The following is a 24,612-nucleotide window of genomic DNA, read 5'->3' as shown; positions in this document are numbered from 1 at the left end:
CTCAAGTGGCACGGGACTACTACGGACTGCTCGGCGTCGCGAAGAACGCGACCGACCAGGAGATCAAGCGCGCCTACCGCAAGCTGGCGCGGGAACTCCACCCCGACGTCAACCCCGACGAGGCGGCGCAGGCCAAGTTCAAGGAAGTGTCGACCGCCTACGAGGTGCTGTCGGACCCGGAGAAGCGGCGCGTCGTCGATATGGGCGGCGACCCGCTGGAGTCCGGTGGCGGCGGCGCGGGCTTCTCGGGCGCCGGATTCGGCGGGCTCGGCGATGTCTTCGAGGCATTCTTCGGCGGCATGAGCGGTTCCAGCGGGACGCGCAAGCCGCGTGGCCGGGTGCAGCCCGGCGCGGATTCGCTGCTGCGGACCCGGCTCAGCCTGGCCGAGTGCGCGGTGGGTGTCACCAAACATCTGACCGTCGACACCGCCATCCTCTGCGATATCTGCCACGGCGCTGGCACCAACGGCAAGTCCAAGCCGGTGCGTTGCGAGACCTGTGGCGGCGTCGGTGAGGTCCAGTCGGTGCAGCGTTCGTTCCTCGGTCAGGTGCTGACCTCGCGTCCGTGTCCGACCTGTCGCGGCGCGGGCGAGACCATCCCCGATCCGTGTCACAAGTGCGGTGGCGACGGCCGGGTGCGGGCGCGTCGCGAGATCGCCGCGCCGATTCCGGCCGGTGTCGCCAATGGCATGCGGGTGCGGCTGGCCGCGCAGGGTGAGGTCGGTCCCGGCGGCGGCCATGCGGGCGATCTGTACGTGGAGATCGTCGAGCAGCCGCACGATGTCTTCATACGTGACGGCGATGACCTGCACTGCACCATTCGGGTGCCGATGGTCGATGCCGCACTCGGCACCACCGTCGTCATCGACACCATCCTGGACGGCCCGACCGAGCTGACCATCCCGCCGGGCACCCAGCCGGGCGAGATCTCGGTGCTGCGCGGCCACGGCATGCCGCGCCTGCGTTCCGGTGCGCGCGGTGACCTGCTCGCGCATCTGGACATCGTGGTGCCGACCAAACTCGACGCCAAGGCGACCGACCTGCTGCGCAAGTACAAGGGTCTGCGCGCTGTCGAGCGCGCCGAGGTGATGTCGGCACAGTCCGAGCACAACAGCGGCCTGTTCGCCCGGCTGCGGGCGTCGTTCAGCGGGCGATAGCCGTTGGCCGCCACGGTCTTCTACCTCTCCGATATTCCGGAGCCGGGTGCCATCGCGATCCTCGACGGCCCGGAAGGGCGGCACGCCGCGACGGTGCGCCGCACCCGGGTCGGCGAGGCGATCACGTTGTCCGATGGGAACGGCTTGCTAGCCGAATCGGAAGTCGTTGCGGCACAGAAGGATCGTCTGGAGCTGAAGGTCCTGAACCGGGCGCTCGCCACACCTGCGACCCCGAGCGTGACGGTCGTCCAGGCGCTGCCGAAATCCGACCGCTCCGAGCTCGCGGTCGAGCTGATGACCGAAGCGGGCGCGGACGCAGTCATTCCGTGGCAGGCGCACCGCTGCGTCTCGAACTGGGAAGGCAAGGCGCACAAGGCCGTCGAGAAATGGCGCGCCGCCGCCCGCTCGGCCGCCCGCCAATCCCGCCGCGCCTATATCCCCGAGGTCGCAGACCTGCACCGCACCCGCGATCTACTCGATCGAATTCCCGGCATCATCGCCGCGGGCGGAATCGTGGTGGCCCTGCACGAATCCGGTACCGCCCGCTTCGTCGAACTCCCCTTCGACAAGGCGACCGAGATCATGTTGATCGTCGGCCCAGAAGGCGGTCTAGACGATTCCGAACTCACCGCCTTCGCTGCCGCGGGCGCCGACGTAACCCTGCTCGGCCCCACCGTCTTGCGCACCTCCACTGCCGCCGCCGTGGCTCTCGGCGCCTTGGGCGCGCTGACCCCCCGCTGGCAGTGAGTCGCGAGTTCGCACCGTGAAGATGGCGACCACGCAGAGTATTGCGACCGCGAAGCACGCCAGTGTGTACCAGAGATTGCCGATGGGGTCGCCATTGCTCGTCGAACCGTCGACGGCGGCGAAGTAATCGGGCAGCGCGGTCACCCAGAGCAACGCCATCACGCCCAAATACACGACGCTGTAAATCCGCACGAAGCCGTTCGTGTAGCGCGGAGTGTCCGAATGGTCTAGCCACTGGCGGGTGAGGATCGGGATCGCGACGATGGTGACGATGACTAATTCGGCCGCATAGAGGAATCCGCGCAACGGGGTATTTCCGACACCGAACAGCGTTGCCGGGATGGGCAATACGGCTGTGCCCAAAGACCCGAGTACGCCGATTACGACAGTGCGCCATACCAATTGCGCTCCGGAGAAGGTGCGCCCCTGGTCGACGTGGCGACCGACGAACAACTGGACGAAGAACGCCAGCGACATCGGCCACAGCGCGGCGAATACCACCACGCTCGGGAGTGGCACCGAATCGAACATCGGTTGATTGAGCGGGTTTTCGATCGACCACTCCCACCAGCGCCGCTGCGGTCCGAGATGGTCGAAGATCTCATAGAAGCCGTGGTGGACGAACCCCACGCAGACTGCGCCGACGAGCACGCCGTACCGCCGGAAGACTCCGAGCATTCGGACGATTTCGAAGGCCAGTGTGGCCATCAGTGGGTAGATCGCGACGATATAGAGGGGGAGTCGGCCCCATAGGAAATCCACGGTGAAGACGTTGTGCGCGAACATCGTGTCGACGTGTGCGTCGATGCCGAAGGCCGCGGGAAAGTACAGCGGCGGTTCGATAATGAACAGGTAAGCGGTCGCGCCGAACCAGACCACGAGGTTGGTGGGATCGCCGTGACGACGCAATCGCACAATCGCGTAGACCAGCGCGAGCACCGCGCCGAGGACGATGGTGAACTCCAGCACCGGCAGCGTCCAGTTCTCCAATGCGAAAGGGTTTCGCACCTCGACGAGTCCACCGGCCTCCGCACAGGAGAAGCCGAGCGCTTCGGCGAGTTGGTCGAAGGTGGGTGCGCAATGATCGGCCATCAGTCCCCCTGCGCTGCGACGGTATCGGCGGTGTACCAGTGCGATACGTCGTAACCGGCGTTATAGCGCTCGAACCACACATCGGCGAGTGCGGGCAGTTTCTCGTGATCCGGGTTGTGCTTGGGCAATTGACTGCGGACGATGCCGACCAGCGCGATCAGTTGTGCACCGAGTCGTAGATCGTCGAACGCGCGCGACATCGGGCCGTTGTCCTCGACGGGCAGCCGCAACAATTTCCGCAGCTTCTGCTTACCCCGGTGCGTCGCGAACATCGCCAGTGCATCGATGCGCCGATCCTCCAGCGGCACATGCTTATTGAATCCTGCGCAGGCGATCCTGATGACCTTCATGACGTGCCGGAAGATCGACGGGGCCATGCGCATGCGGTAGGTGTCGCTGCCGACAATGGAATCGAAGATGATCAGCGCGGAACTGCGATGTTCGACTTCCTCGACGAAGTGCCAGATGAACAGCGATGCGACGCGGTCGTCTCCCGGCCGGAACAGGGTCGAATCGTTGTCGAGCATCAGTTTGAACACCGGGGTGAAGGTGGCCTCCAAGTCGGCGGTGTAGGCGAGCCGATATTCCAGGGAGGTATGCACGGTGAGGCGGTCGAATTCCGCGATTACTTCGTTGAGGGTTTCCTGGAGCCCGGGGTATCGCCTGATCAGAGCATTGGCGTGCTGGCGGTGGGCGGTCGAGTGCTGTCCCTCTTGGCGAACGAACGCGTCCGCCTCTTCCGCGACCGCGGGATCGGTTATCCGCGGCATGGCCTCGCGAATCATATTGACGATCATCTTCTCGAAGCCGATTGCCAGCAAGGACACCGCGTTGGCCATGGACGAGAAGGCCGGATTCTGTTCGTTCCACAGGAACGGTACGTCGTAGTCCGCGAATGCGAATCGCATCTTTCGGACCTGTAGATCGGTCACTTGGCTGCACCTCGTGTTTCGGAAGGGGGCTTGTTCGGACGCGCCGAGCCTCGATGCGGCTGATCATACACAGATCGGTCGAAGTGTATGATCAGAATCGGCCCCGCTTGCTCGAGCTGGGACAACGGTGGCCCTGTGGTAGCGTCGAGCCCCTGATCCGGACGGTCGGCGGGGTTGCCCCGCAGTCGGTTTCGCACGCGACGGACATGGTTCGAGCCAAGGAAGCGAGCAGTGGCAGGAAGGCGCGGATGGGGTGGGAGTCCCCCGAACAGCGATGAAGAAGCGTCCCGTCGAATAGTCGCCGCCGCGGTCGAGCTGATCGGGCGAACGGGGTCGGAGATCAGCATCGCCGACGTTGCGGAGTCGCTGGGTGTCATCCGTCAGACGGTGTATCGGTACTTCCCCAGTGCGGACGCGCTGATGCAGGCCGCGGCGATCGCATCGGTCGACGGTTTTCTGGATCGGCTGACACAGCAGGTCAGCGGTATCGAGGATCCTGTCGAAGCCATGACCGAGGGTGTGGTCTACACGCTGGCCGAGGTGCGCCGGACGCCCCACCTGGGCATTCTGCTCTCGAGCACATATTCGAATGTGCACCCCGAAAGCCTTACCTCCGAAGAGGCGCAGACCTTCGGAATGACGATGATCAAACGCTTCGACGTCGACTGGGAGCAGTACGGGTACGACGACACGTCGCTGTACGAACTCGTCGAATACATCCTGCGAACGATGCAGTCGTTCTTCGTTTCTCCGGGCAATCCGCCACGGAGCGACGATGAGCTGCGTCGATATCTACGACGCTGGATGGGAGCCGCGATCATCGCCCAGCCGATGCCGGACGGGCGACGCAGGGGCTGAGCCGGTCGCGGCCGGTGCGGGCCGTCATCCCATTGCGGCCGTATGCCGTTCGGGCGCTGCCAGGGGTGTTGGCGCGCCAGGGGCAGGCTGCGCACCCAAAGCCCCGGTCGGTTGGCGTTGGGGGCGCCGAGGGCGGGCTGCTGCCGGTGTCAGTCGGCTACGGTTGGTCGTTGTCGGCCGACCGTAGCTTCGGTCAGCCCGCGCCAGGGGCAGGCTGAGTCCCCAACGCCCCTGTTGGTTGGTGTGTGTGCGCCAAGGGCGGGCTGCTGCTGGTGCCAGTCGGCTGCGGTCGGTCGTGCTGCCGGTGTCAGTCGGCTGCGGTCGGTCGTTGTGGGCCGACCGTAGCTCCGGTCGGCCCGTGCCAGGGGCAGGCTGTCCCTGCCCCCAATGCCCCTGTTGGTTGGTGTTGTGTGCGCTGAGGATGGGCTGCTGCCGGTGCCAGTCGGCTGCGGTCGGTCGTTGTCGGCCGACCGTCGCGCGGGTCAGCGCTGCCAGGGCGCGTTCGGCGCGCCGGGGTCAGGCTGCTGCTGCCAGGAGGCGTTGGGTCCGCCGGGGGCGGGCTGCTGTCCGCCGGGGGCGGGCTGTTGCCAGTTGGTGTTGGGCGCACCGGGGGCGGGCTGTTGCCAGTTGGTGTTGGGCGCACCGGGAGTGGGCTGTTGCCAGTTGGTGTTGGGCGCGCCCGGAGCGGGCTGTTGCCAGCTGGTGTTGGGCGCACCGGGGGCAGCCTGCTGAGGCCAGCCCGCATTGGGTGCGCCTGGGGTGGTCTGCTGGGGCCAGTTGGGTGCCCCAGGAGTCGGTTGCGCGTTGGGTGCACCGAGGGCGGGCTGCGCATTGGGGACACCGGGGGCAGGCTGCTGGTACTGGGCGGGACCCGCGCTGTCGGCGTTGGCGCGGGCGAGGAGGTCCGGGACCTGGTTCGCTGCGAGCGGTGACGATGCGCCGCACCAGGTGCATTCCAGGGAGTGCTTGGTGCTGAGCGGGAAGAGCGGGATGAAGAAGAGCGTGAACTTGGTGACGAGTTTGCGCAGTGCGTGGGCGGCGGGATTGCCGCAGTTGCCGCAAACCAAGGTGATCATGGCGAGCGTGTGGAGACGCTTCTGCCAGCCCCAAATCAGCATGTGAAACCCCCGAAGAAAGAGAATCTGATATCGGTCACTGTAGTAGATCGACCAGACTTCCGTTCTAGTTAACATGTGGCGACCCTCGATATTCGCTGCATGTGATCCAACGCCTGGGATTTATCCATGTGCCGCTATCTGGTGACATTGCTTTCCGATTGCTGGCGACGTCACTCGGGCCGCGCACATGCAGCCATTCGCCCTCAGCGGCGGCACCGAGATCGTGTCGGCCTGAGATTCGCCGTCATGAGCGCCGACATGGCAGCCACCGCCGGGTATCAGGCCGTGGGCGCGGCGCATACTTCGGAGGTGGCGCGGGTCTCGTACCCGCGGTGAGCGTGAATCGTCAAGTACCACACCAGAACTGCGGCCAGCGCCACTAGCGCCCCGACGCAGGCCGCAAGGCCGATCCATCCGCCCTTGGCATATGCGATGCCGGCGCCGCTGCCGATGATGGCGCTACCGAGGTAGTAGGCGAACAGGTACAACGATGACGCGGCGCCGCGGTTTCCGGTAGCCATCGCGCCGACCCAGGTGCTCGCAACCGCGTGAGCACCGAAAAACCCTGCGGTGCACAGTGTTATCCCGAGGATGACCGCGATCAACTGGTCCGGGATGGTGACCAGGACACCGACGCCCATCAGTGCGACGGAAGCCGCGAGCACTCGGTGCTTGCCGATGCGATCGGCCCAATGCCCGGCGGCGGCCGAGGCGAGCGTGCCCGCCAGATACAGCAGGAACACCGAACCCGCCACGGCAGCAGGCAATTCGAAGGGCCGCCGGATCAGCCGGTAGCCGAGGAAGTTGTAGATCGATACGAAACCGCCCATCAGCACGAAAGCCAGTCCGAACAGGGCCAGCAGCCCTGGGTGCCGCAGCGGTGTGCCGAGATCGCCGAGCGCGGTGCGCATTCCGGCGGGTCGAGCGAGGAATCCACGCGACGGTGGCAACCCGCGTACGAACCAGGCGGTGCAACCGGCCGCCGCGACCGCGATCGCCGCCTGGGCCCAGCGCCACGACGTCAGGTCCAGTGCGTAGGCCGGAATCAACCGTCCCGCCAACCCGCCGATCGAGGTGCCCGCGACGTAAACGCCCATCGCGGTACCCAACCCATCGCCGCCGATCTCTTCGGCCAGATACGCCATCGCAACGGCGGGCACGCCGGCGAGCGCCACACCCTGCAGCGCCCGCCCCGCCAGCAGCAGCTCCAGTGACGGACTCAGCGGCAGCAGCAGACCGATCGCGGCCGAGATCACCGCGGATCCCGTCATCGTCCTGGTCCGCCCGATCCGCGAGGACAGCGCGCTCACCGGGATGATCGCCAACGCCAGAAATCCGGTCGTCAGTGACACCGCCAGCGCGGCCTGCGCCGGGGCGACGCCGAAGGCCGCCGACAGACTGGGCAGCAACGCCTGCGCGCTGTACATCGACGCGAAGGTGGTCAGCCCCGCGGCGAATAGCGCCGTGGTAATCCGACGTTCGTGCGTTGTGTTCCTGGAGCGGGTATCCGTGCTGGTCATGGCACCTCCTCCGTCCAGGATCGGCAGTCAACCCTAGAAAAGGAAATGAATAGTAATCTGATAGTTGATGCGTCAGATGCATAAGGAAAGGCCCACGCATGTTGGGTGAGGACCTGCTGTGGTTCACGACACTCGCCGAACTGGAACGCGTCGGCGCTGCTGCCGACCGGCTGCACATCGCCCAGCCGACCCTCTCGCGGATGCTGGCCCGCCTCGAGCGCCGCCTCGGTGTCGAACTCTTCGACCGGCACGGAAAGCGCATCGCACTCAACGACTTCGGTCGCATCTACTACGAGCACGCCCGCCGCGCCCAATCCGAACTCGATGCCGCCGCCCAAGCCGTCGCTGATCGCATCGATCCCGCGAAAGGCGTTGTCCGCCTGTCCTTTCTGCACTCCTTCGGCAGCTGGCTGATCCCGCAGCTGATCGGCGGTTTCCGGCGTGGTTCGGCCGGCATCTCGTTCACGCTCTGGCAGGGCGCGTTCGACGCGGTAGTCGGTCAGATCCTCGATGGCACAGCGGATTCGGCGATCGTGTCGCCGCGCCCATCGGCCGCCGGACTCGGCTGGCGCAAACTGCTGGATCAGCCGCTGGTGCTGGCCGTGCCCGCCGAACATCGGCTCGCCGCGCGCCGACAGATCCGTCTCGCCGATCTCGGCGACGCGGAATTCATCGTCATGCATTCGGGATTCGGTATGCGCCGCATCTTCGAGGAACTCTGCGCGGCCGCGAATATCCGCCCCCGCATCGCCTTCGAGTCCAGCGATCTGGTCACCGTCGCGGGTCTGGTGGCGGCCGGACTCGGTGTCGCCGTACTGCCGCTGCAGGATCCGGTTCCGGCCGCGGATTCGCTATCGGGCCTGGTGACCGTCCCGCTCGCGGATGCGGGAGCGTCGCGTGATGTCGGGCTGATCTGGTCGGCGACCGCCCCGCCATCGGACGCGGTGCGTCGATTTCGTGACTTCACCGAGGATTGGGCACGACGGCGCGGGGGAATCCAGATGACTGGTCGTTTCGAGCGACCCGCAAGCAGTCGCTACGGGCAGCGATGAGCGGGACACCGCTGACCGGCCAGGTAGCCATTTATTCACTGCGTCTTGTCAGTGGGGCGCGTTAAACTTTCATCAACGACGTAGCAATTCGAGACCGGAAGCAGGCTATAGCCACTTTTGAGAACACAAGGCGAGATCGGCGACCCGACTACACCAACGGCAGGCATAAGCTCATCCACCCCGCCGACCCCGTCGGCTACCAGCCCCCGTGGTGCCGCAGACAACGGTTCGGGCCCCGCAGCGCGCACCGTGCGTTCCAGTATCGAACTCGCTCCCGAATCCGTGTTCCCGTTCCTCGGATCGGCCGACCAGAACCTGCGTGAACTCGAGCAGCTGCTGGATGCGGATATCCACGTCCGCGGCAATTCCGTCACCCTCACCGGTAAGGCGGCCGATGTCGCCCTCGCCGAGCGGGTGATCGAACAGCTCGTCGCGCTCACCGGTCGCAATCGAGTGGTGACGCCGGAGGCGGTGCGCCACACCGTATCGATGCTCACCGAGGGTTCCTCGGAATCCCCGGCCGAGGTGCTCAGCCTGGACATCCTGTCCCGGCGCGGCCGGACCATCCGGCCCAAGACGCTCAACCAGAAGCGCTACGTCGACGCGATCGACGCCAACACCATTGTGTTCGGCATCGGCCCCGCGGGTACCGGCAAGACGTATCTGGCGATGGCCAAGGCCGTGCAGGCGCTGCAGACCAAGCAGGTCAACCGGATCATCCTCACCCGTCCCGCGGTCGAGGCGGGCGAGCGGCTCGGCTTCCTGCCTGGCACGCTCAACGAGAAGATCGACCCGTACCTGCGCCCGCTCTACGACGCGCTGCACGACATGATGGATCCGGAGGCCATTCCGAAGCTGATGGCGGCCGGTGTCATCGAGGTCGCGCCGCTGGCGTATATGCGCGGTCGGACGCTGAACGATTCGTTCATCATTCTCGACGAGGCGCAGAACACCACCGCCGAGCAGATGAAGATGTTCCTCACCCGCCTGGGCTTCGGTTCGAAGATCGTGGTGACCGGTGACGTCACCCAGGTCGACCTGCCCAATGGCGCGCGCTCGGGTCTGCGCGCCGCCAGCGAGATCCTGACCGGCATCGAGGACATCCATTTCGCCCAGCTCACCAGCAGCGATGTGGTTCGGCACCGGTTGGTCTCCGATATTGTCGACGCCTACGAACGGGCCGAGGCCGAACGGGTTACCCAGGTCGGACCGCACTATCCGGGCAACCGCGCCCAGCGCCGCGCCGCGAGCCGGGGAGATCGGCGCTAGCCACCCAGGTGTGCGCACCCGCCGTGCCGAGAGCCGGGCGGTGCGGGTGCGGGCGGACCGAATACCCTGTTCAGGTGAGCATCGAGATCGCCAACGAATCGGGTATCGACGTACCCGAAGAAGACCTGGTCAGTGTCGCGCGATTCGTCATCGGCCGGATGGACGTGCACCCCGCGGCCGAGCTGTCGATGGTGCTCGTCGATCTCGACACCATGGCCGATCTGCACATGCGCTGGATGGACCTACCCGGCCCGACCGATGTGATGTCGTTCCCGATGGACGAGCTGGAGCCCGGCGGTCGCCCCGACAGCGCCGAACCGGGCCCGTCCATGCTCGGCGATATCGTGCTGTGCCCCGAATTCGCCGCGGGCCAGGCTCGCAAGGCCGGGCATTCGCTCGATCACGAACTCGCACTGCTCACCGTGCACGGCGTGCTGCACCTCCTCGGCTACGACCACGCCGAGCCGGAGGAGGAGAAGGAGATGTTCGCGCTGCAGGCGCGACTGCTCGAGGAGTGGTACCAGAGCCTGCGCGAGGCGCAGTTGCGTGCCGAATTGGCCGAACGCGACGCCAGGCTGCTGGGGAAGGCGGGTTTCACGACACCTGGTGAGGCGCTGGGCCCCGCGTGAATTCGCTGACTCTCATCCTGCTGGCGATCCTGCTCGTCCCGGTCGGCGGGGTGTTCGCCGGTGTCGATGCGGCGCTGAACACCATCTCACCGGCGCGCCTGGACGATATGGTCCGGGCGGAGCGGCCGGGTGCGGTACGGCTGACCAGGATCGTGGCCGATCGGCCGCGGTATGTGAATCTTCTTGTGCTGCTTCGTATTCTGTGCGAAATCAGTGCGACGGTGTTGTTGGCGGCGGCGCTGATCCCGATATGGAACGAGAATTGGGCGCTGCTGTTCACCGCCGCCGTCATGGTGCTGGTGGATTATGTGGTGATCGGGGTCGGCCCGCGCACGCTCGGTCGTCAGCACGCCTACTCCATCGCCTTGGCCGCGGCGCTGCCGCTGCAGTTCATCGGCACGGTCCTCGGTCCGGTCAGCAGGCTGCTGATCCTCATCGGTAATGCGATCACCCCGGGTAAGGGATTTCGCAACGGCCCCTTCGCATCCGAGATCGAGTTGCGCGAAGTGTTCGAGATGGCCAGCGAACGCGGCGTGGTGGCCGATGACGAACGCCGGATGATCCAGTCGGTCTTCGAACTCGGCGACACCACAGCCCGCGCGGTGATGGTGCCGCGCACCGAGATGGTCTGGATCGAAGCGGATAAGACTGCGGCACAGGCGACCTCGCTCGCGGTGCGCAGTGGCCACTCCCGCATTCCGGTGATCGGCGAGAACGTCGACGATATTCTCGGCGTGGTGTATCTGAAAGACCTTGTGCCGTATGCGGATAAGAGTCGCAAGGTGCTCGTGCGCGATGTCATGCGCCCGGCCGTGTTCATGCCCGACTCCAAACCGCTGGACAGTCTGCTCGACGAAATGCAGCGCAGGCGAAACCATATGGCGCTGCTGGTCGACGAATACGGCGGCATCGCCGGGCTGGTGACGATCGAGGATGTGCTCGAGGAGATCGTCGGTGAGATCGCCGACGAATACGATACCGACGAGACCCCGCCCATCGAGGATCTCGGCGAGGGCCGCTACCGGGTATCGGCGCGGCTGTCGGTCGACGATCTGGCCGAGCTGTACGGGCTGGAGATCGAGGAGGAGGACGTCGATACCGTCGGCGGCCTACTCGCACACGCACTGGGCCGGGTGCCGCTGCCGGGCTCCAAAGCCGTTGCGCACGGCCTGGTGCTGCGTGGTGAAGGCGGCGCGGACGCGCGCGGGCGGGTGCGGGTGCACACCATTGTCGTGCGCAAGGCGACGGAGAAATCGCGTGCCGAGAAATCCAACGGCAGGCGCAAAAGTAACGGATCGGAGCGGGATATCCCGGCCGATCGTGATCAGGACGGAGTTGACGATGACTGATTTGGACGCAGAGGACAACAAGCTCCTCGTGCTGGCCAAGGGCGCGCTCGGCCGCACCGGTGGCGGCTCGGGCGCGGCCATCCGTGACACCGACGGCCGCACTTACTCGGCCGGTGAGGTCTCCCTGCCGTCGCTGCGGCTGACCGCGCTGCAGGCCGCCGTCGCTGCCGCGATCTCCAGTGGCGCAGAGGGATTCGAGGCGGCCGTGGTCGTCGGGGGCAGGTTGTCGGATGCGGGGGTCTTCGCGGTTCGCGAGGTCGCGGCCGAGGCGCGCATCATCTTCACCGATCGCTCGGGTGCGGTCTTCGAGATCGTCGACGATGCCGCGGGCGCGGAGGTGCAGGGTGGCTGAGCAGACCACCGAATTCCGATCCGGCTTCGTCTGTTTCGTCGGCCGCCCGAATACCGGCAAGTCGACGCTGACCAATGCGCTGGTCGGCCAGAAGATCGCGATCACCTCCTCGCGCCCGCAGACCACCCGGCACACCATCCGCGGCATCGTGCACCGCGACCACGCCCAGCTCATCCTGGTCGACACCCCAGGCCTGCATCGCCCGCGCACCCTGCTCGGCCAGCGCCTGAACGACCTCGTCCGCGATACCTATTCCGAAGTCGACGTGATAGCCCTGTGTATCCCGGCCGACGAGAAGATCGGTCCCGGCGATAAGTGGATCCTGCAGCAGATCAAGCAGATGGCGCCGAAGACCACCCTGCTCGGCGTGGTCACCAAGATCGACAAGGTGAGTCGCGACCAGGTCGCCGAACAGTTGATGGCCCTATCGCAGCTGCTCGGTCCGGACCACGATGTGGTGCCGATCTCCGCCGTCAAGGGTGAACAGGTCGAGGTCCTCGTCGACGTCATCGCCTCGAAAATGCCCGAGGGCCCGGCCTTCTACCCCGACGGCGAGCTCACCGACGAGCCCGAGGAAACCCTCATGGCCGAGCTCATCCGCGAGGCCGCCCTAGAGGGTGTCCGCGACGAGCTCCCGCACTCGCTCGCGGTGGTCATCGAAGAGGTGCTGCCGCGCGAAGAGAACGAGGACCTGCTCGACGTGCATGCCCTGCTCTACGTCGAACGCCCGTCGCAGAAGGCCATCATCATCGGCAAGGGCGGCGCCCGGCTCAAGGAGGTCGGCACCAACGCCCGCAAACAGATCGAGCACATCCTCGGCGTCCGGATCTACCTGCACCTGCACGTCAAGGTCGCCAAGGATTGGCAGCGCGACCCGAAGCAGTTGGGCAAGCTCGGTTTCTGACGCCTGAACCCCCGAAACGGGGGATTCGAATCCGCTGTGGCATGAGTGCGCCGAGATCTGCTCGACCGCTGGTGGCGAAACGCCCCGGTCTAGCGTCGGAAGGTCTTGTACCGTCTAACTACTCATCCACGGGGGAGGTCGCTGCGATGCCGGGTTCGAACGATATCGGCAAGCTCCTGGAGTTGCTTCGGACGCTGTATGTGCCACAGGAGCGGCCTCGGGTGCTGCGTACGCTGTTGCGCGGGCGCCGGAAGTTGCCGCGGCCACTGATTTCTCTGGTGGGCCCGGCGGCCAATGGCGATCTGCTGATGGAGATCTACCGCTGGCTGGGTGAGTCCGGGGGACGTCGCGCGGTGCCGCGTGCTCGCGTCGAATTGCATAATCTGCCACCCGATGCCATTACCCCCGACCCGAATGCGACCGGGCAGGAGGTGGATGCGCATTGCATGCCGATTCTGCAGCAGTTGGTCAAGGGGTTCTCGACCGAGAACACCGCTATGGGCCCGATCGCGTTCCCGCGCTATCGGACCGCGGACTGGCTGACCAGACAGCGGGTCACCAGTGACGAGACCGAAGCCGCGGTGGAGCTGCGGGCTCGGCTGCCAAAGCTATTGCGGCTCGGTTCGCGCGACTCCGATTCGATGGGCGGTGAGGTCGGGGATTGGATCACCAGGGTGGTCTTCGCGGTGCTGGCGCTCTGGCCGGTGCTGCGGCTGTGGATGTGGGTCAGCGGCCGGGTTCCCGGGTTGTCGAAGGAGACCCGCTGGTTCATGCACCAGCGATACATGGCGCCCGAACTATCGGACAGTTTCCTCGGATTCGCGACGCGGTTGACCGCCTCGCTGCGCAATGACGAGAACGAGGACCAGGTCGCCAAGCTATTGGTGCACGCATTCCTGGAAGATCTGCGCGACGCTTACAGACAACGGATCTGGCGGCCGTCGAGCTGGCGTCGGACCGCCTATCCAGTGGCGCTGCTCGATACCGTCGCGGTGGGCAGCGCTGGCGCCGAGCTGCTGCGCCGGATCAACGACATCCGCAATGAGACCGGGACCTTCGATCCGCTGGTGGTAGTCGCCGCCCTCGACTACGACCCGCGCGATCTGGAACCCGCGCAGCGCGTGCACGAACTCGCCACCATCGGCGATCTGCACAGCCTCGACAATCTCGAAAGCCTGGTCGACAGACCGGCTTCCGGGCAGGAGCCGGATCCGCTGCAGCAGTGGCTGCGCGATATCGACAACAGCCGTACCAATCGGCTGGCGGATGCCTGGTACCTGCCGCTGGCGCTGCCGGACCCGGCGGAAGGCCGCATCGGCGACCCGAACCGCACGCATCTGGCCGTGCCGCCCGTACCGCCGTTGGCCGCCCGCAAATGGTTTGTCACGATCTGCGTGCTGGTCCCGGTTGCGGCATTGGCGGCGACGGCGCTGGTGTATGTCCCGGCGCTGCGCGGCGCCCCCTGCTCACACTGGCCGTGGACCTCCGGCATCGCGGTGGCCGAACACGGCGGGGAATGCGTCGGTTACAGCGATAACGACCGGCAGGTCTTCGCCGACGACCGGGAACTGTCGGCGATGCAGCGGGAAGTCTTTCGGCAGAACAAGATCGCCTCCGATATCCACCGCGACAATCCGCGACGGCCGCTGATCTCGCTCGTCTATTTCGCCGGAATCAGCTACTCCGACAGCAATGTTCGGTATCCGCATGCACAGGTGCAGGAGCTCGCCGGGTTGGCCGTGCGGCAGCGGCGTGCCATCGGCGCACCCGACGAATCGGAGCCGCTGCTGCGCATCATCGTCGCCAACGGCGGGTCGAATATGCGCCAGGCCTCGTGGGTGGTCGATAATCTGCTGGCCGATATGCTGCGCAAGGACCCCGGGGTGCTCGGTGTGGTCGGAATGGACCGCAGCACCGCGGAGACGGCACGGGCGATCGGCAAATTGGGCGATCTCGGGGTGCCGGTCGTCGCGACGACGCTATCGGCCGACGGGCTGGAGGCCGCATCGCCGATGTTCTTCCAATCCGTGCCGAGCAACCGGGTCCAGGCCAGATTGATCGCGGATTATGTTGAGGGAGCGCATTATCCGGGCGGCCCACCGGAAACCGGACAACGACGCTACGACCGTGTGCTGGTGTATTACCCAAAGGTCACCGACGACGTCTACGTCAACACCTTGGTGGCCGACCTGAACGCCGAACTCGACCGACGCGGGGTGCCACACGACAGCCGCAGCTGGGACGTGCAGCAGGAGCTGTACGGCTTTCCTGCGCCGTGTGAGACACCGGGTTTCGATCGCCACACGCTGCTGTTCTTCGCCGGGCGCAACGACGACTTCGCGACCTTCGGCAATGCCGTCACCCGGGGTTGCCTGGCCACGGAACCACCCGCGATCCTGGGCGCCGACACGGTGACCCGCCTGATCGCCGACCCCAAGGCGATGGCGGCGCTACCGGCGAGCCTGACCGTGCGCTACGTCGCCAAGGGGGTGCCCGTCATTCTGGGCGGCACGGAGTGCGTGCGCGGCAACGGTGTGATCGGCGTCGAGGCACCCAGCCTCGACTTCCAGGAGCTGTGTGGTGAATTGTCCAGGCTCATAGCCGATCTCGCCGCCTATCCGGACCTGGCGTCTTACCACCCGTCCTGGCCCGGCGACCGCACCGGGCTGGCCTACGATGTCGCCGGTGTGATCCTGCAGGCGGTTCGGGTCAATCGCGCCCGGCCGGAGCGCCCGCGCGAGGTCAATCGTGCCGCCATCGCACTGCAACTACGCGGCACCGACTACCTCGGAGTCACCGGGACGCTGTACTTCTCCCGAGGTCGAGTGGCCGATGACTCCACAATCGGCATCCTCGTCGCCACCGGCCTCGGTCGGTCCGATCAGCCGCAGCAGTGCTTGCTGATGTATCCGCAGGGCATCGTCAAGGGCCGCGGTCCGGACGGGTGCCCGGTAGGCACCAAGAGTGATACCGAGGTCTGGACCCCGCCCGAGCGCTGAACTCACCACCAGGGTTCGGGGCGGTGCCGATCCCAGCGGAGTTCCGATTCCAGTTGTGCGGCAACGGAAACCAGTAGCGGTTCGGTATTCGCGGTGCCCATGAGTTGTGCGCCGACCGGCAGGCCCGCGTCGGTGAAGCCCGCGGGAACATTGACGGCGGGCCAGCCCAGCACATTCCAAGGCCAGGTGTAGGGACAGGCGGCGGTGATGAGGTCGTTGGTGGCGTTGACGCCGATGCCATCGATCTGCTCGGCGCGCGGCGGGGGAGTCGCGGTGGTCGGGGCGAGCACCAGATCGTAGTCGCGGAAGAAGCCGCCGATTCGCTTGTGCAGCAACGGTTCCGCCTGGCGTGCCGCGAACAGTGCCGGTCCGCTGAGCGCACGGCCGAACCAGACGTTGGCCGTGGTGCGCGGATCCACTTGCGCGCCGGGCATTTTGTCGTACGCGGCCCGGATGCCCGCCATCGAGCGCGGCAGGAAGGATGCGCCGATCATGATGCCGTAGTGCAGATCCGCGACGGTCACCGAATGTCCGAGGCGACGCAGCGTCGCGGCGATGTGCTGGACCGCGACTTCGACCTCCGGATGCAGCGCGGTCTTGGTGGCGGTGAACGGAATTCGCAGTGACAGTGCGATGCGCAGTCGCCCCGGATCACGGCCGACGGCATCGGACACGGTGAGCGGTTCGGGGGTGTGCAAATCGCCGGGATGGGGTCCGGCGGCGGCATCCAGCAGCAGTGCGGCATCGGCGACGGTGCGCGCCAGCGGTCCGTTCACGGTGAGCCCCTGGAAGGCCTCGGCCTCCGGCCAGGTCGAGATGCGGCCGCGCTGCGGTTTGATGCCGACGAGGTTGGTCCAAGCGGTCGGAATGCGTACCGAACCCGCGCCATCGGAACCCAGTGCGGCGGGCACCAATCCGGCCGCGACGGCGGCTGCGGAACCGCCGGACGAACCGCCCGGGGTATAGGTCGCGCCCCAAGGATTGCGGGTGTGCCCGAATGCCGGACCGCTGGTGAACGGCAGCTGACCGAGTTCACACGTATTCGTCTTGCCGACGATCACCGCACCGGCCGCACGCAGCCGCCGAACCGCTTCGGCGTCTTCGGTTTTCGGTGGCAGGTCGCCGCCGCAGCCGAATGCCGTTGGCGCACCGGCGATATCGGTGTCGTCCTTGATCGCGATCGGCACGCCGAGCAGCGGGAGTCGTTCGCCCGCGGCCAAGCGCGCATCGGCCGCGGCCGCCTCGGCGAGCGCTTCGGTGCGCCGGAGGATGCGGAAGGCGTTCAGGGTGGGCTGGCTGGCCTCGATCCGATCGAGCGCGGCGTCGACCGCTGCCACGGAGCTGATCGTGCCCTGCGCGAGTGCCGCCGCGAAGTCGGCGAGTCCGAGTTCGGCGGTCGCGGCCGGGGGTAGGGCGGGGTCGGACACCGTCATGTGAGCTCCGTCTCCTTCGTTCGTTCGTTGCACGGTAGCGCGGAGTTGGTCAACCGTCCACATCGGCTCGTAAATCTCCACCCCAGGTAGGAGGCCGGACTATAGACATACATACGGTATGTATGTAACAGTGGATGCGCACTGCGAACACATGGAGGAACCATGGGAATCAGTACGTCACTCGGCCGCGCCCACGAGGTGGATCTGCCCGGCGGCCGGATTCGGTATCACGACACGGGAGAGGGCGCGCCCGTCGTCTTCGTCCACGGCCTGCTCGTCAATTCCGACCTCTGGCGCAAGCTCGTCCCCACCATCGCGGCGGCGGGCTATCGCTGTCTCAGTCCGGACTTGCCGCTCGGCTCACACGAAATCCCGGTCCCCGCAGCGGATCTCACGCCTACCGGGGTCGCCGACCTGATCGCCGACTTCCTGGAGCGACTGGACCTCACCGACGTCACCGTGGTCGCCAATGACACCGGCGGCGCGATCACCCAGGTGTTGCTGACCCGTCGACCCGAGCGGATCGGCCGCGTCGTGCTGACCTCGTGCGACGCCTACGAGGCGTTCTTCCCGCCCGCCTTCGCGGCGCTGCCCGTGTTGGCGCGGCTTCCCGGCTCGCTACGGCCGCTGACCGAACTGATGCGCATCCGCGCGCTGCACCGGCTGCCGATCGCCTTCGGCTGGGTGGCAAAGCGCCCGGTCCCGCCGGAGATCGCCGACTCCTACCTGCTGCCGAGCCGGAATTCGGCGGCCATCCGCAAGGATCTGCGCCGGTTCCTGAAGACCGTGCACCGTCGCTACACGCTCGACGCCGCCACCCGATTTCCCTCGGTGCGGGTTCCGGTGCTGATCGCCTGGGCTCGCGAGGACAAGCTCTTCCCGGTGAAATTCGCCGAGCGCCTGGCCGCCGAGTTGCCGGACGCCACCCTGAAATTCATCGACGACTCCTACACCTTCCTCCCCGAGGACCAGCCCGAGTTGCTCTCCGAAACGATCCTGGAGTTCACTCGGCTGCATGCAACGCCGTAGTCAGGAGGATCGCTCCCGCGCCACCCGGGCCGCGCTCGAGCAGGCAGGTCGCCGACTGTTCGCCGAGCGCGGATTCGCGGCGACCTCGGCCGAGGAACTCGTCACCGAGGCGGGGGTCACCCGCGGCGCGCTGCACCACCACTACGGCGATAAGCGGGGGCTTTTTCTCGCGGTGCTCGAACAAATCGAGATCGAGAGCACCACGGAAATCGAAAACGCCATCGGCGCGGTGAATCCCGATGACATTCTTTCCTCGATGGCCATCGGCCTCGGTGTCTTCCTGGAAATCTGTCAGCGCCCCGAGATGATTCGAATCACCCTGTACGACGGTCCCGCCGTGCTCGGCTGGCAGGCCTTTCGCGAGTTCGAGGCGCGCCATGGGCTGGGATTGGTGATCGCCGAACTGGAACGGGCCCGCGATGCGGGTCTGATCGCCGACGCGCCGATTCCGGTCCTGGCCCAGCTGATCTTCAGCGCGGTCACCGAGGCCGGCCTGATCGTCGCCCACGCCACCGACAAGGACACGGCCCGTACCCAGGCCCAACAGTCCCTGATGCTGCTCATCGGCGGCATCCTCCGCGCCTGACGCGTGCGGTTGCGAGGTGTCGCATAGCTAGTGGTCTCCTCGCATAGGTTGCGACTTGTGCGAGGAGACCACTAGTTATGCGCCGGGTATCAGTGGATGGCGAAGTCGAAGTACGTGCTGGGGAACGGCTCGTTCTCGAGGGTGAAGTGCCACCATTCCTCGGCGAGGTTTTTGAAGCCGTGCTCGTCCATGAGGTTCGTCAGTAGCTCGCGGAGGGCGCGCTGGGTACCGCTCGGTGCGAGGTTGGCCGTGTGCGCGAGGGGATCGAAACAGTCGTAGCCGGTGCCGAAGTCGAGGCTGTTGTCCCGGAATCGCTGGTCGGCGGGCAGTGTGCAGGCGCGCAGCGGATCACCGTCGCGATACTGCTCCTGATCCGGTGCCGGTAGCGCGACGATCGTGAGATCCAAGGTGCTGCCCCGACTATGCCCGGACTTCTCCGCGATATACCCGTCCCGGAACAGATTCGCCTTCTCCACCGTCGGGTAGAACTCCCCCCGCATCTTGGTATCGCCGAGATCCTTTGCCCAACTGACGAATTGGTCCACCGCGCGCTGCGGCCGATAGCAGTCGTAGGTCTTCAGCCCGAGCCCCATCGGCCGCAACTCCCGCTGCACTTCCGCAAGCGCCGCAGCCGCCTCCTTTGTCAACAAACACTTCGGCGCCTCATACCCATTGATCCGCGTGCCGATGAAGTTGTGCTCACCGAAATACCGCGCATCGACAACGATGGTTGGATCGATCTCCGTCACCGAGACGAACGCCGTCTCGTCGGCCTTGGGCGAACTTGGTTTCGTATCCGCGCAGGCCGCTACCCCAACCGCGCCCACCACAGCCAATACCATTGAGCCGAGCCGCATTCTGCGCATCCCGCGATGGTAGCCGTGCAGTCCATCGCGGGTGGCTCAGTCTGCGATGCCGAGGAAGACGACAAGGTATCGGTCAATGCGCAACATGTCTTGTTTCGATGCCTGCCCGATTCGTTGACCCAGCTTTTCGCGCGGCGCGGTCGTGACCTTATCGACCATCACATAGCTGGGCTGGCGTAAGCCATTGTCTTCGGCCGGTTCGATCATTACACGCGCCAGCGGTGCGTCAACATCGTTGGAGGTGATTGGGCAAACCGTCACCGATTCGGTGCTGTCGAACGCGTCGCTTTGGACGATGATCACTGGTCGGGGTTTACCTGTGTAGCCGCTGCCGGTGGCGATGGTCCAGAGCTCGCCTCGTTTCACTCGTCATCCAGTGGGTAGCTGATGGCGTCCACGAATGCCTGGTCCTCGCCCTCATACGGGTTGTCAGCGAGCAGCACGGATTGCCGGTGTGCTTCGGCCAGGAACTGCGGGCTGCGGGTGTCGGGCACCCAAATTTGTATTGGCCGCAGCCCCTGCTCTCGCATCCGGTCACGGTGAGCTTGCACGCGATCCTTTGCTGCCATGCGTTACATGTTACGTATGCTGGGCGGGATGCGCTACACCTCGCGAGTCAACCCTGCTCGGCCTTGCCTGAAGGTGGGCGTCGTCCATTCGTGGGAGGATGACGGTGTGCGGTTGTACAGGGATGAGGCGGTGGTGGTTCGCCAGCACAAGCTGGGCGAGGCGGATCGCATTGTCACGTTGCTGACTCGGCAGCACGGATTGGTGCGGGCGGTGGCCAAGGGGGTGCGGCGGACCAAGTCGCGGTTCGGGGCGCGGTTGGAGCCGTTCGCGTATGTGGACGTGCAGCTGCATCCGGGGCGCAATCTCGACACGGTCACCCAGGTGCACACCATGGAGGCGTTCGCCGCCGACATCGTCGACGACTACGGGCGCTACACCACGGCCTGTGCGGTGCTGGAGACCGCGGAGCGGCTGGCCGGTGAGGAGCGCGCACCCGCACCGAAGCTGCATGCGCTGACCGCGAGCGCGCTGCGGGCGATTGCCGCCAAACAGCGGCCGCACGAGTTGATTCTCGACGCATATCTGTTGCGCGCCATGGGTTTTGCGGGCTGGGCCCCCGCACTGGACGAATGCGCGCGCTGCGCGACACCCGGTCCGCACCGTGCGTTCCACGTCGCCGCCGGTGGCGCGGTCTGCGTGCACTGCCGCCCGCCCGGTTCCGCCACCCCGGCTCCTGGCGTCCTCGACCTGCTGATCGCCCTTTTGAAAGGCGAGTGGGACTACGTCGAACAGGTCCCCGACCAGATCCGCAGACAGGCGAGCGGCCTGGTCGCCGCCCATCTACAGTGGCATTTGGAACGCCAGCTGCGAACCCTGCCGCTGATCGAGCGATCATCCGGAACCGCCGTGCGGGAATCCGCGACCGCCGGACAAGCGGGCTGACGGGTACGTCCGCACAATCTCTCCACAACCATCAGGCAGGATAGTTGCCGTGATCCTCCGTCGAGACTCTGCCGCGCCGACCAGGTCGACCAGGTCGGGCGCCGAACGCACCGTCCGTCCGCCGTCGCCGCACCCATCGGGGGCCACGCCGCCGGAACTGCCGCCGGAGTTGGTGCCCAAACACGTGGCGCTGGTGATGGACGGCAATGGCCGGTGGGCGCAGGAGCGCGGGCTGCCGCGCACTGCCGGGCACGAGCGCGGCGAGGCGGTGTTGATGGACACCGTCGAGGGCTGTATCGAGATCGGTGTGAAGTGGCTCTCGGCCTATGCCTTCTCCACCGAGAACTGGCGGCGCAGCCCGGAGGAGGTGCGCTTCCTCATGGGGTTCAACCGCGACGTCATCCGCCGCCGCCGCGACGAGATGCACGAGATGGGGGTGCGGGTGCGCTGGGCGGGTCGCCGACCGCGCCTGTGGCGCAGCGTGATCAACGAACTGGAGACCGCGCAGGAGCTGACCAAGGACAACACGGTGATGACCCTCACCATGTGCGTCAACTACGGCGGTCGCGCCGAAATCGCCGATGCCGCAAGGGAAATCGCGCGCCGGGTGGCGGCGGGCGAGATCGATCCGGAGAAGGTGACCGAGGCGACGGTCGCCAGATACCTCGACGAGCCGGATATGCCGGACGTCGATTTGTTCCTGCGCCCCTCCGGCGAATTCCGCAGTTCGAACTTCCTCATCTGGCAGTCCGCCTACGCCGAATACGTCTACCAGGACACGCTGTTTCCCGATTTCGACAGGCGCAACTTGTGGGAGGCCTGCCTCCAGTACGCTTCGCGTGACCGTCGCTTCGGGGGGACCAAGTGAACGGCGGCACCCGATGAACGGCGGCACCGACATGGACGCAGCAGTGACCCCCGAACAAGAGCTACAGGCTCGGGCTGGCGCCTGCCTCTCGCTTTACGACGTCGATGTGCGTGTCGACTCGGAGGGTTCGATCGGTTTCGAATACGAGGGCGCGCTGTGCTCACTGCGCGCGGTGACGTTGGCGCCGGGCCTGGACGTGCTGACGCTGACCTGCGTGCTGGCCTGGGACCGCCCGCTCAAGCCGCAGTTGCACAAGCGAGTCGCCGAGCGCAACAGCGCGATTCAATTCGGTTCGATCACGCTGATCACCCGCGGCAACCAGGCCGATGTCATGTTGCGCTACACCTTCCCGGCCGCCGGTCTGGACGATCAGGCGCTGGCCACCATGTTGCTGCTCGTGCTCTCCGGCGCGGGTAAGGCCAGGCAGGGCCTGCTGCCCTGAGCGACGTCATGACAGATGTCATGGCAGGTTCGTGACACTCGTGCGAGGTGCCGGGCCGCCGATTGCGTGACCGTTGAGTCATGACATCGGCACTGACATCCACGGCAATCTTCGCCGCGGCGGGGGGCTCGGGCAGGCACTGGGCATCGTCCGCGATCGAACTGCGCGACCTGCACAAGAGCTTCCCGCTCCCGGGCGGCGGCGAGGTGCGCGCCGTCGACGGACTCGACCTGGTGGTCGCGCCGGGCGAGATCGTCGCCTTCCTCGGCCCCAATGGCGCGGGGAAGACCACCACCATCGATATGCTGCTCGGTCTGGCGGCACCGGATTCCGGCAGCGTGCACGTCTTCGGTGGCACACCGGCGCAAGCGCTTGCGGTGGGCCGCATTTCGGCGGTCATGCAGTCGGGCGGGCTACTGCCCGATCTCACCGTCGCCGAGACCGTGCAACTGGTGGCCACGCTGCACGCGCAGCCGCGCTCGGTCGCCGAGGTACTCGACCGCGCCGGTATCGGCGATATCGGCGGCCGCCTGGTCGGCAAATGCTCGGGCGGGCAGCGGCAGCGCCTGCGATTCGCACTGGCACTGCTGCCGAACCCGGATCTCATCGTCCTCGACGAGCCGACGACAGGCATGGACGTCGAAGGCCGCCGTGAGTTCTGGAATGCCATACGCGAGGACTCCGACCGCGGCCGGACCGTACTGTTCGCCACCCACTACCTCGACGAGGCCGACGCCTACGCCGACCGGATCGTGCTGGTGCGAGCGGGCCGGGTGGTCGCCGACGGCAGCGCCGCCGAGATCAAGAATCTGGCCGCGGGCCGCGCGGTCAGTGCCACCTTGCCCGGCGCCGATCCGGCCCGGCTGCTGTCGATCCCCGGCGTCGACGATGTCGAGGTGCGTGGCGACCGAATCATCCTGCACGCCAAGGACTCCGACGCCACCGCCCGCTATCTGCTCACCGAGACAACTGCGGTCGATATCGAAATCACCTCGCACAACCTCGAATCCGCGTTCCTGGCGCTCACCACGGGAGACAACTGATATGACAACCCTTGCCTCACAATCGGTTTCGACGCGCGTGCCGCTCGGCGGCTTCGGCCTCGGGTTCCTGCGCCTGGAACTGCGCCGCATGTTGCGCAACCGGCGCACCATGACCTTCACGCTGATCATGCCGCCGCTGTTCTTCGTCATCTTCGGACTGCAATCCGATTACAAGACACAGTCTTTCGGCTCGGGCAATGTCACCGGCTACGTCATGGTGTCGATGGCGGTATACGGCGCGATGCTGGCGACCACCAGCGGCGGCGCCATGGTCGCGATCGAACGCGCGCAGGGCTGGAGCCGCCAATTGCGACTCACCCCACTGCGTCCGGTCGCCTATATCGCCACCAAGGTCGCCGTCGCCATGGTGCTCGGCCTGGTCTCGGTCACGGCGGTCTTCGTCATCGGCGGGATCTTCGGCGCCCACCTGACGGCCAGCGCCTGGGTGAGCTGCTTCCTGCTCGCCTGGATCTGCTCCCTGGTCTTCGCCGCCTTCGGCCTGTTCGTCGGCTACCTGCTGCCCTCGGAGAACGTCATGCAGCTGATCGGCCCCGCCCTCGCGGCCCTGTCCTTCGCGGGCGGCCTGTTCATGCCCCTGCACGGGTGGTTCGAGACGGTCTCCAAGTTCTTCCCCACCAATGGCGTCGCCACCTTGGCCCGCATGCCCTTCGGCGACACCAGCACCGCCTCCATCGCCCTGGCAATCCTGAACGTCATCGCCTGGGCCACGGTCTTCACCGGCGGCGCCGCCATCCTGTTCCGCCGTGACACCGCCCGCTGACCCACCCGGCGCCAGCATCACCGGCCGCCCGCCCGTCATGGCGGGCGGCTCGCCGCGGGGCGGATCGGCGACAGCGGGCAGGGGTGGTTCGGTAGCGTCGGTGCTCGTGATCAGCCACTGTGCGCGGGGCCGGG

The 24,612-nt window shown here is 66.3% G+C and carries 24 protein-coding genes and 1 pseudogene; 17 read left to right on the top strand and 8 right to left on the bottom strand.

The window, feature by feature from the left end; genetic code table 11:
- Positions 1 to 5 precede the first annotated feature (5 nt).
- Complete coding sequence (gene dnaJ, locus ACHQ4I_RS33735) at positions 6 to 1,157, top strand: molecular chaperone DnaJ (protein WP_420775935.1); 1,152 nt, start codon at positions 6 to 8, stop codon at positions 1,155 to 1,157.
- 3 nt (positions 1,158 to 1,160) lie between these two features.
- A complete protein-coding gene (locus ACHQ4I_RS33730) occupies positions 1,161 to 1,904 on the top strand; it encodes a 16S rRNA (uracil(1498)-N(3))-methyltransferase (protein WP_420775934.1) in 744 nt (247 codons plus the stop codon).
- Here ACHQ4I_RS33730 and ACHQ4I_RS33725 read toward each other — a convergent pair.
- A pseudogene (locus tag ACHQ4I_RS33725) lies at positions 1,848 to 2,996 on the bottom strand (hypothetical protein); the annotation flags it as partial. The gene ACHQ4I_RS33730 and the pseudogene ACHQ4I_RS33725 overlap by 57 nt on opposite strands.
- A complete protein-coding gene (locus ACHQ4I_RS33720) occupies positions 2,996 to 3,928 on the bottom strand; it encodes a metal-dependent hydrolase (RefSeq protein WP_420775933.1) in 933 nt (310 codons plus the stop codon). The pseudogene ACHQ4I_RS33725 and the gene ACHQ4I_RS33720, both read right to left, overlap by 1 nt.
- A gap of 231 nt (positions 3,929 to 4,159) precedes the next feature.
- On the opposite strand from ACHQ4I_RS33720, the gene ACHQ4I_RS33715 reads away from it, so the two are divergent.
- On the top strand, positions 4,160 to 4,786 hold the full coding sequence (locus tag ACHQ4I_RS33715) for a TetR/AcrR family transcriptional regulator (protein ID WP_420775932.1): 627 nt from the start codon (positions 4,160 to 4,162) through the stop codon (positions 4,784 to 4,786).
- Positions 4,787 to 5,268: 482 nt separating this feature from the next.
- Here the strand turns inward: ACHQ4I_RS33715 and ACHQ4I_RS33710 are convergent, their stop codons facing one another.
- Positions 5,269 to 5,862 carry a zinc ribbon domain-containing protein gene (locus ACHQ4I_RS33710; RefSeq protein ID WP_420775931.1) on the bottom strand — a complete coding sequence of 198 codons (594 nt, stop codon included), beginning with the start codon at positions 5,860 to 5,862 and terminating at the stop codon, positions 5,269 to 5,271.
- A 320-nt stretch (positions 5,863 to 6,182) separates the two neighbouring features.
- A complete protein-coding gene (locus tag ACHQ4I_RS33705; RefSeq protein WP_420775930.1) occupies positions 6,183 to 7,424 on the bottom strand; it encodes an MFS transporter in 1,242 nt (413 codons plus the stop codon).
- A 98-nt stretch (positions 7,425 to 7,522) separates the two neighbouring features.
- On the opposite strand from ACHQ4I_RS33705, the gene ACHQ4I_RS33700 reads away from it, so the two are divergent.
- The 7 genes from ACHQ4I_RS33700 (at position 7,523) to ACHQ4I_RS33670 (ending at position 15,978) form a co-directional block, all read left to right on the top strand.
- Positions 7,523 to 8,476 carry a LysR family transcriptional regulator gene (locus ACHQ4I_RS33700; protein ID WP_420775929.1) on the top strand — a complete coding sequence of 318 codons (954 nt, stop codon included), beginning with the start codon at positions 7,523 to 7,525 and terminating at the stop codon, positions 8,474 to 8,476.
- Positions 8,477 to 8,725: 249 nt separating this feature from the next.
- Complete coding sequence (locus ACHQ4I_RS33695; protein WP_420775928.1) at positions 8,726 to 9,745, top strand: PhoH family protein; 1,020 nt, start codon at positions 8,726 to 8,728, stop codon at positions 9,743 to 9,745.
- Positions 9,746 to 9,819: 74 nt separating this feature from the next.
- A complete protein-coding gene (gene ybeY / locus ACHQ4I_RS33690; RefSeq protein ID WP_420775927.1) occupies positions 9,820 to 10,374 on the top strand; it encodes an rRNA maturation RNase YbeY in 555 nt (184 codons plus the stop codon).
- The gene (locus ACHQ4I_RS33685; protein WP_420775926.1) at positions 10,371 to 11,723 is read left to right on the top strand and encodes a hemolysin family protein; all 1,353 of its coding nucleotides are present in this window, start codon (positions 10,371 to 10,373) and stop codon (positions 11,721 to 11,723) included. The genes ybeY and ACHQ4I_RS33685 overlap by 4 nt, the downstream gene beginning before the upstream one ends.
- On the top strand, positions 11,716 to 12,075 hold the full coding sequence (locus ACHQ4I_RS33680) for a cytidine deaminase (protein ID WP_420775925.1): 360 nt from the start codon (positions 11,716 to 11,718) through the stop codon (positions 12,073 to 12,075). The genes ACHQ4I_RS33685 and ACHQ4I_RS33680 overlap by 8 nt, the downstream gene beginning before the upstream one ends.
- Entirely contained in the window at positions 12,068 to 12,979 is a 912-nt protein-coding gene (era, locus tag ACHQ4I_RS33675; protein ID WP_420775924.1) for a GTPase Era, read from the top strand. The genes ACHQ4I_RS33680 and era overlap by 8 nt, the downstream gene beginning before the upstream one ends.
- Positions 12,980 to 13,125: 146 nt before the next feature.
- Positions 13,126 to 15,978 (top strand): ABC transporter substrate-binding protein, encoded by a 2,853-nt coding sequence (locus ACHQ4I_RS33670; RefSeq protein WP_420775923.1) that lies wholly within the window; start codon positions 13,126 to 13,128, stop codon positions 15,976 to 15,978.
- Positions 15,979 to 15,980: 2 nt separating this feature from the next.
- On the opposite strand, the gene ACHQ4I_RS33665 is transcribed toward ACHQ4I_RS33670, so the two are convergent.
- A complete protein-coding gene (locus ACHQ4I_RS33665) occupies positions 15,981 to 17,411 on the bottom strand; it encodes an amidase (protein ID WP_420775922.1) in 1,431 nt (476 codons plus the stop codon).
- 162 nt (positions 17,412 to 17,573) lie between these two features.
- Between ACHQ4I_RS33665 and ACHQ4I_RS33660 the strand changes: the two genes are divergently transcribed.
- Positions 17,574 to 18,440, top strand: a complete 867-nt coding sequence (locus ACHQ4I_RS33660; RefSeq protein ID WP_420775921.1) for an alpha/beta fold hydrolase — start codon at positions 17,574 to 17,576, stop codon at positions 18,438 to 18,440.
- Positions 18,427 to 19,026 carry a TetR/AcrR family transcriptional regulator gene (locus ACHQ4I_RS33655; protein ID WP_420775920.1) on the top strand — a complete coding sequence of 200 codons (600 nt, stop codon included), beginning with the start codon at positions 18,427 to 18,429 and terminating at the stop codon, positions 19,024 to 19,026. Before ACHQ4I_RS33660 ends, ACHQ4I_RS33655 begins: the two co-directional genes overlap by 14 nt.
- Positions 19,027 to 19,115: 89 nt before the next feature.
- Here the strand turns inward: ACHQ4I_RS33655 and ACHQ4I_RS33650 are convergent, their stop codons facing one another.
- The 3 genes from ACHQ4I_RS33650 to ACHQ4I_RS33640 are packed head-to-tail and all read right to left on the bottom strand — an operon-like array spanning position 19,116 to position 20,461.
- Positions 19,116 to 19,892: a M15 family metallopeptidase gene (locus ACHQ4I_RS33650; RefSeq protein ID WP_420775919.1), complete on the bottom strand. Its 777-nt coding sequence runs from the start codon at positions 19,890 to 19,892 to the stop codon at positions 19,116 to 19,118.
- Between the two features lie 36 nt (positions 19,893 to 19,928).
- On the bottom strand, positions 19,929 to 20,258 hold the full coding sequence (locus ACHQ4I_RS33645; RefSeq protein WP_420775918.1) for a type II toxin-antitoxin system PemK/MazF family toxin: 330 nt from the start codon (positions 20,256 to 20,258) through the stop codon (positions 19,929 to 19,931).
- On the bottom strand, positions 20,255 to 20,461 hold the full coding sequence (locus ACHQ4I_RS33640; RefSeq protein WP_420775917.1) for an antitoxin MazE family protein: 207 nt from the start codon (positions 20,459 to 20,461) through the stop codon (positions 20,255 to 20,257). Before ACHQ4I_RS33640 ends, ACHQ4I_RS33645 begins: the two co-directional genes overlap by 4 nt.
- A gap of 106 nt (positions 20,462 to 20,567) precedes the next feature.
- On the opposite strand from ACHQ4I_RS33640, the gene recO reads away from it, so the two are divergent.
- The 5 genes from recO to ACHQ4I_RS33615 all read left to right on the top strand — a co-directional run bounded on the left by recO (position 20,568) and on the right by ACHQ4I_RS33615 (position 24,478).
- Entirely contained in the window at positions 20,568 to 21,344 is a 777-nt protein-coding gene (gene recO / locus ACHQ4I_RS33635) for a DNA repair protein RecO (RefSeq protein WP_420775916.1), read from the top strand.
- A gap of 49 nt (positions 21,345 to 21,393) precedes the next feature.
- Positions 21,394 to 22,212, top strand: coding sequence for an isoprenyl transferase (locus tag ACHQ4I_RS33630; protein ID WP_420775915.1), 819 nt, complete (start codon positions 21,394 to 21,396; stop codon positions 22,210 to 22,212).
- A 31-nt stretch (positions 22,213 to 22,243) separates the two neighbouring features.
- Complete coding sequence (locus ACHQ4I_RS33625; protein ID WP_063040870.1) at positions 22,244 to 22,654, top strand: hypothetical protein; 411 nt, start codon at positions 22,244 to 22,246, stop codon at positions 22,652 to 22,654.
- A gap of 80 nt (positions 22,655 to 22,734) precedes the next feature.
- Complete coding sequence (locus ACHQ4I_RS33620) at positions 22,735 to 23,697, top strand: ABC transporter ATP-binding protein (RefSeq protein WP_420775914.1); 963 nt, start codon at positions 22,735 to 22,737, stop codon at positions 23,695 to 23,697.
- Position 23,698: 1 nt separating this feature from the next.
- Complete coding sequence (locus tag ACHQ4I_RS33615) at positions 23,699 to 24,478, top strand: ABC transporter permease (RefSeq protein WP_420775913.1); 780 nt, start codon at positions 23,699 to 23,701, stop codon at positions 24,476 to 24,478.
- Positions 24,479 to 24,612: the final 134 nt, after the last annotated feature.

Origin of the sequence: Nocardia nepalensis (assembly GCF_048910785.1) — a bacterium.
GTDB lineage: Bacteria > Actinomycetota > Actinomycetes > Mycobacteriales > Mycobacteriaceae > Nocardia > Nocardia nepalensis.
The sequence above is the reverse complement of the archived record's forward strand: the minus strand, read 5'-3'. Positions and strand labels throughout refer to the sequence as shown.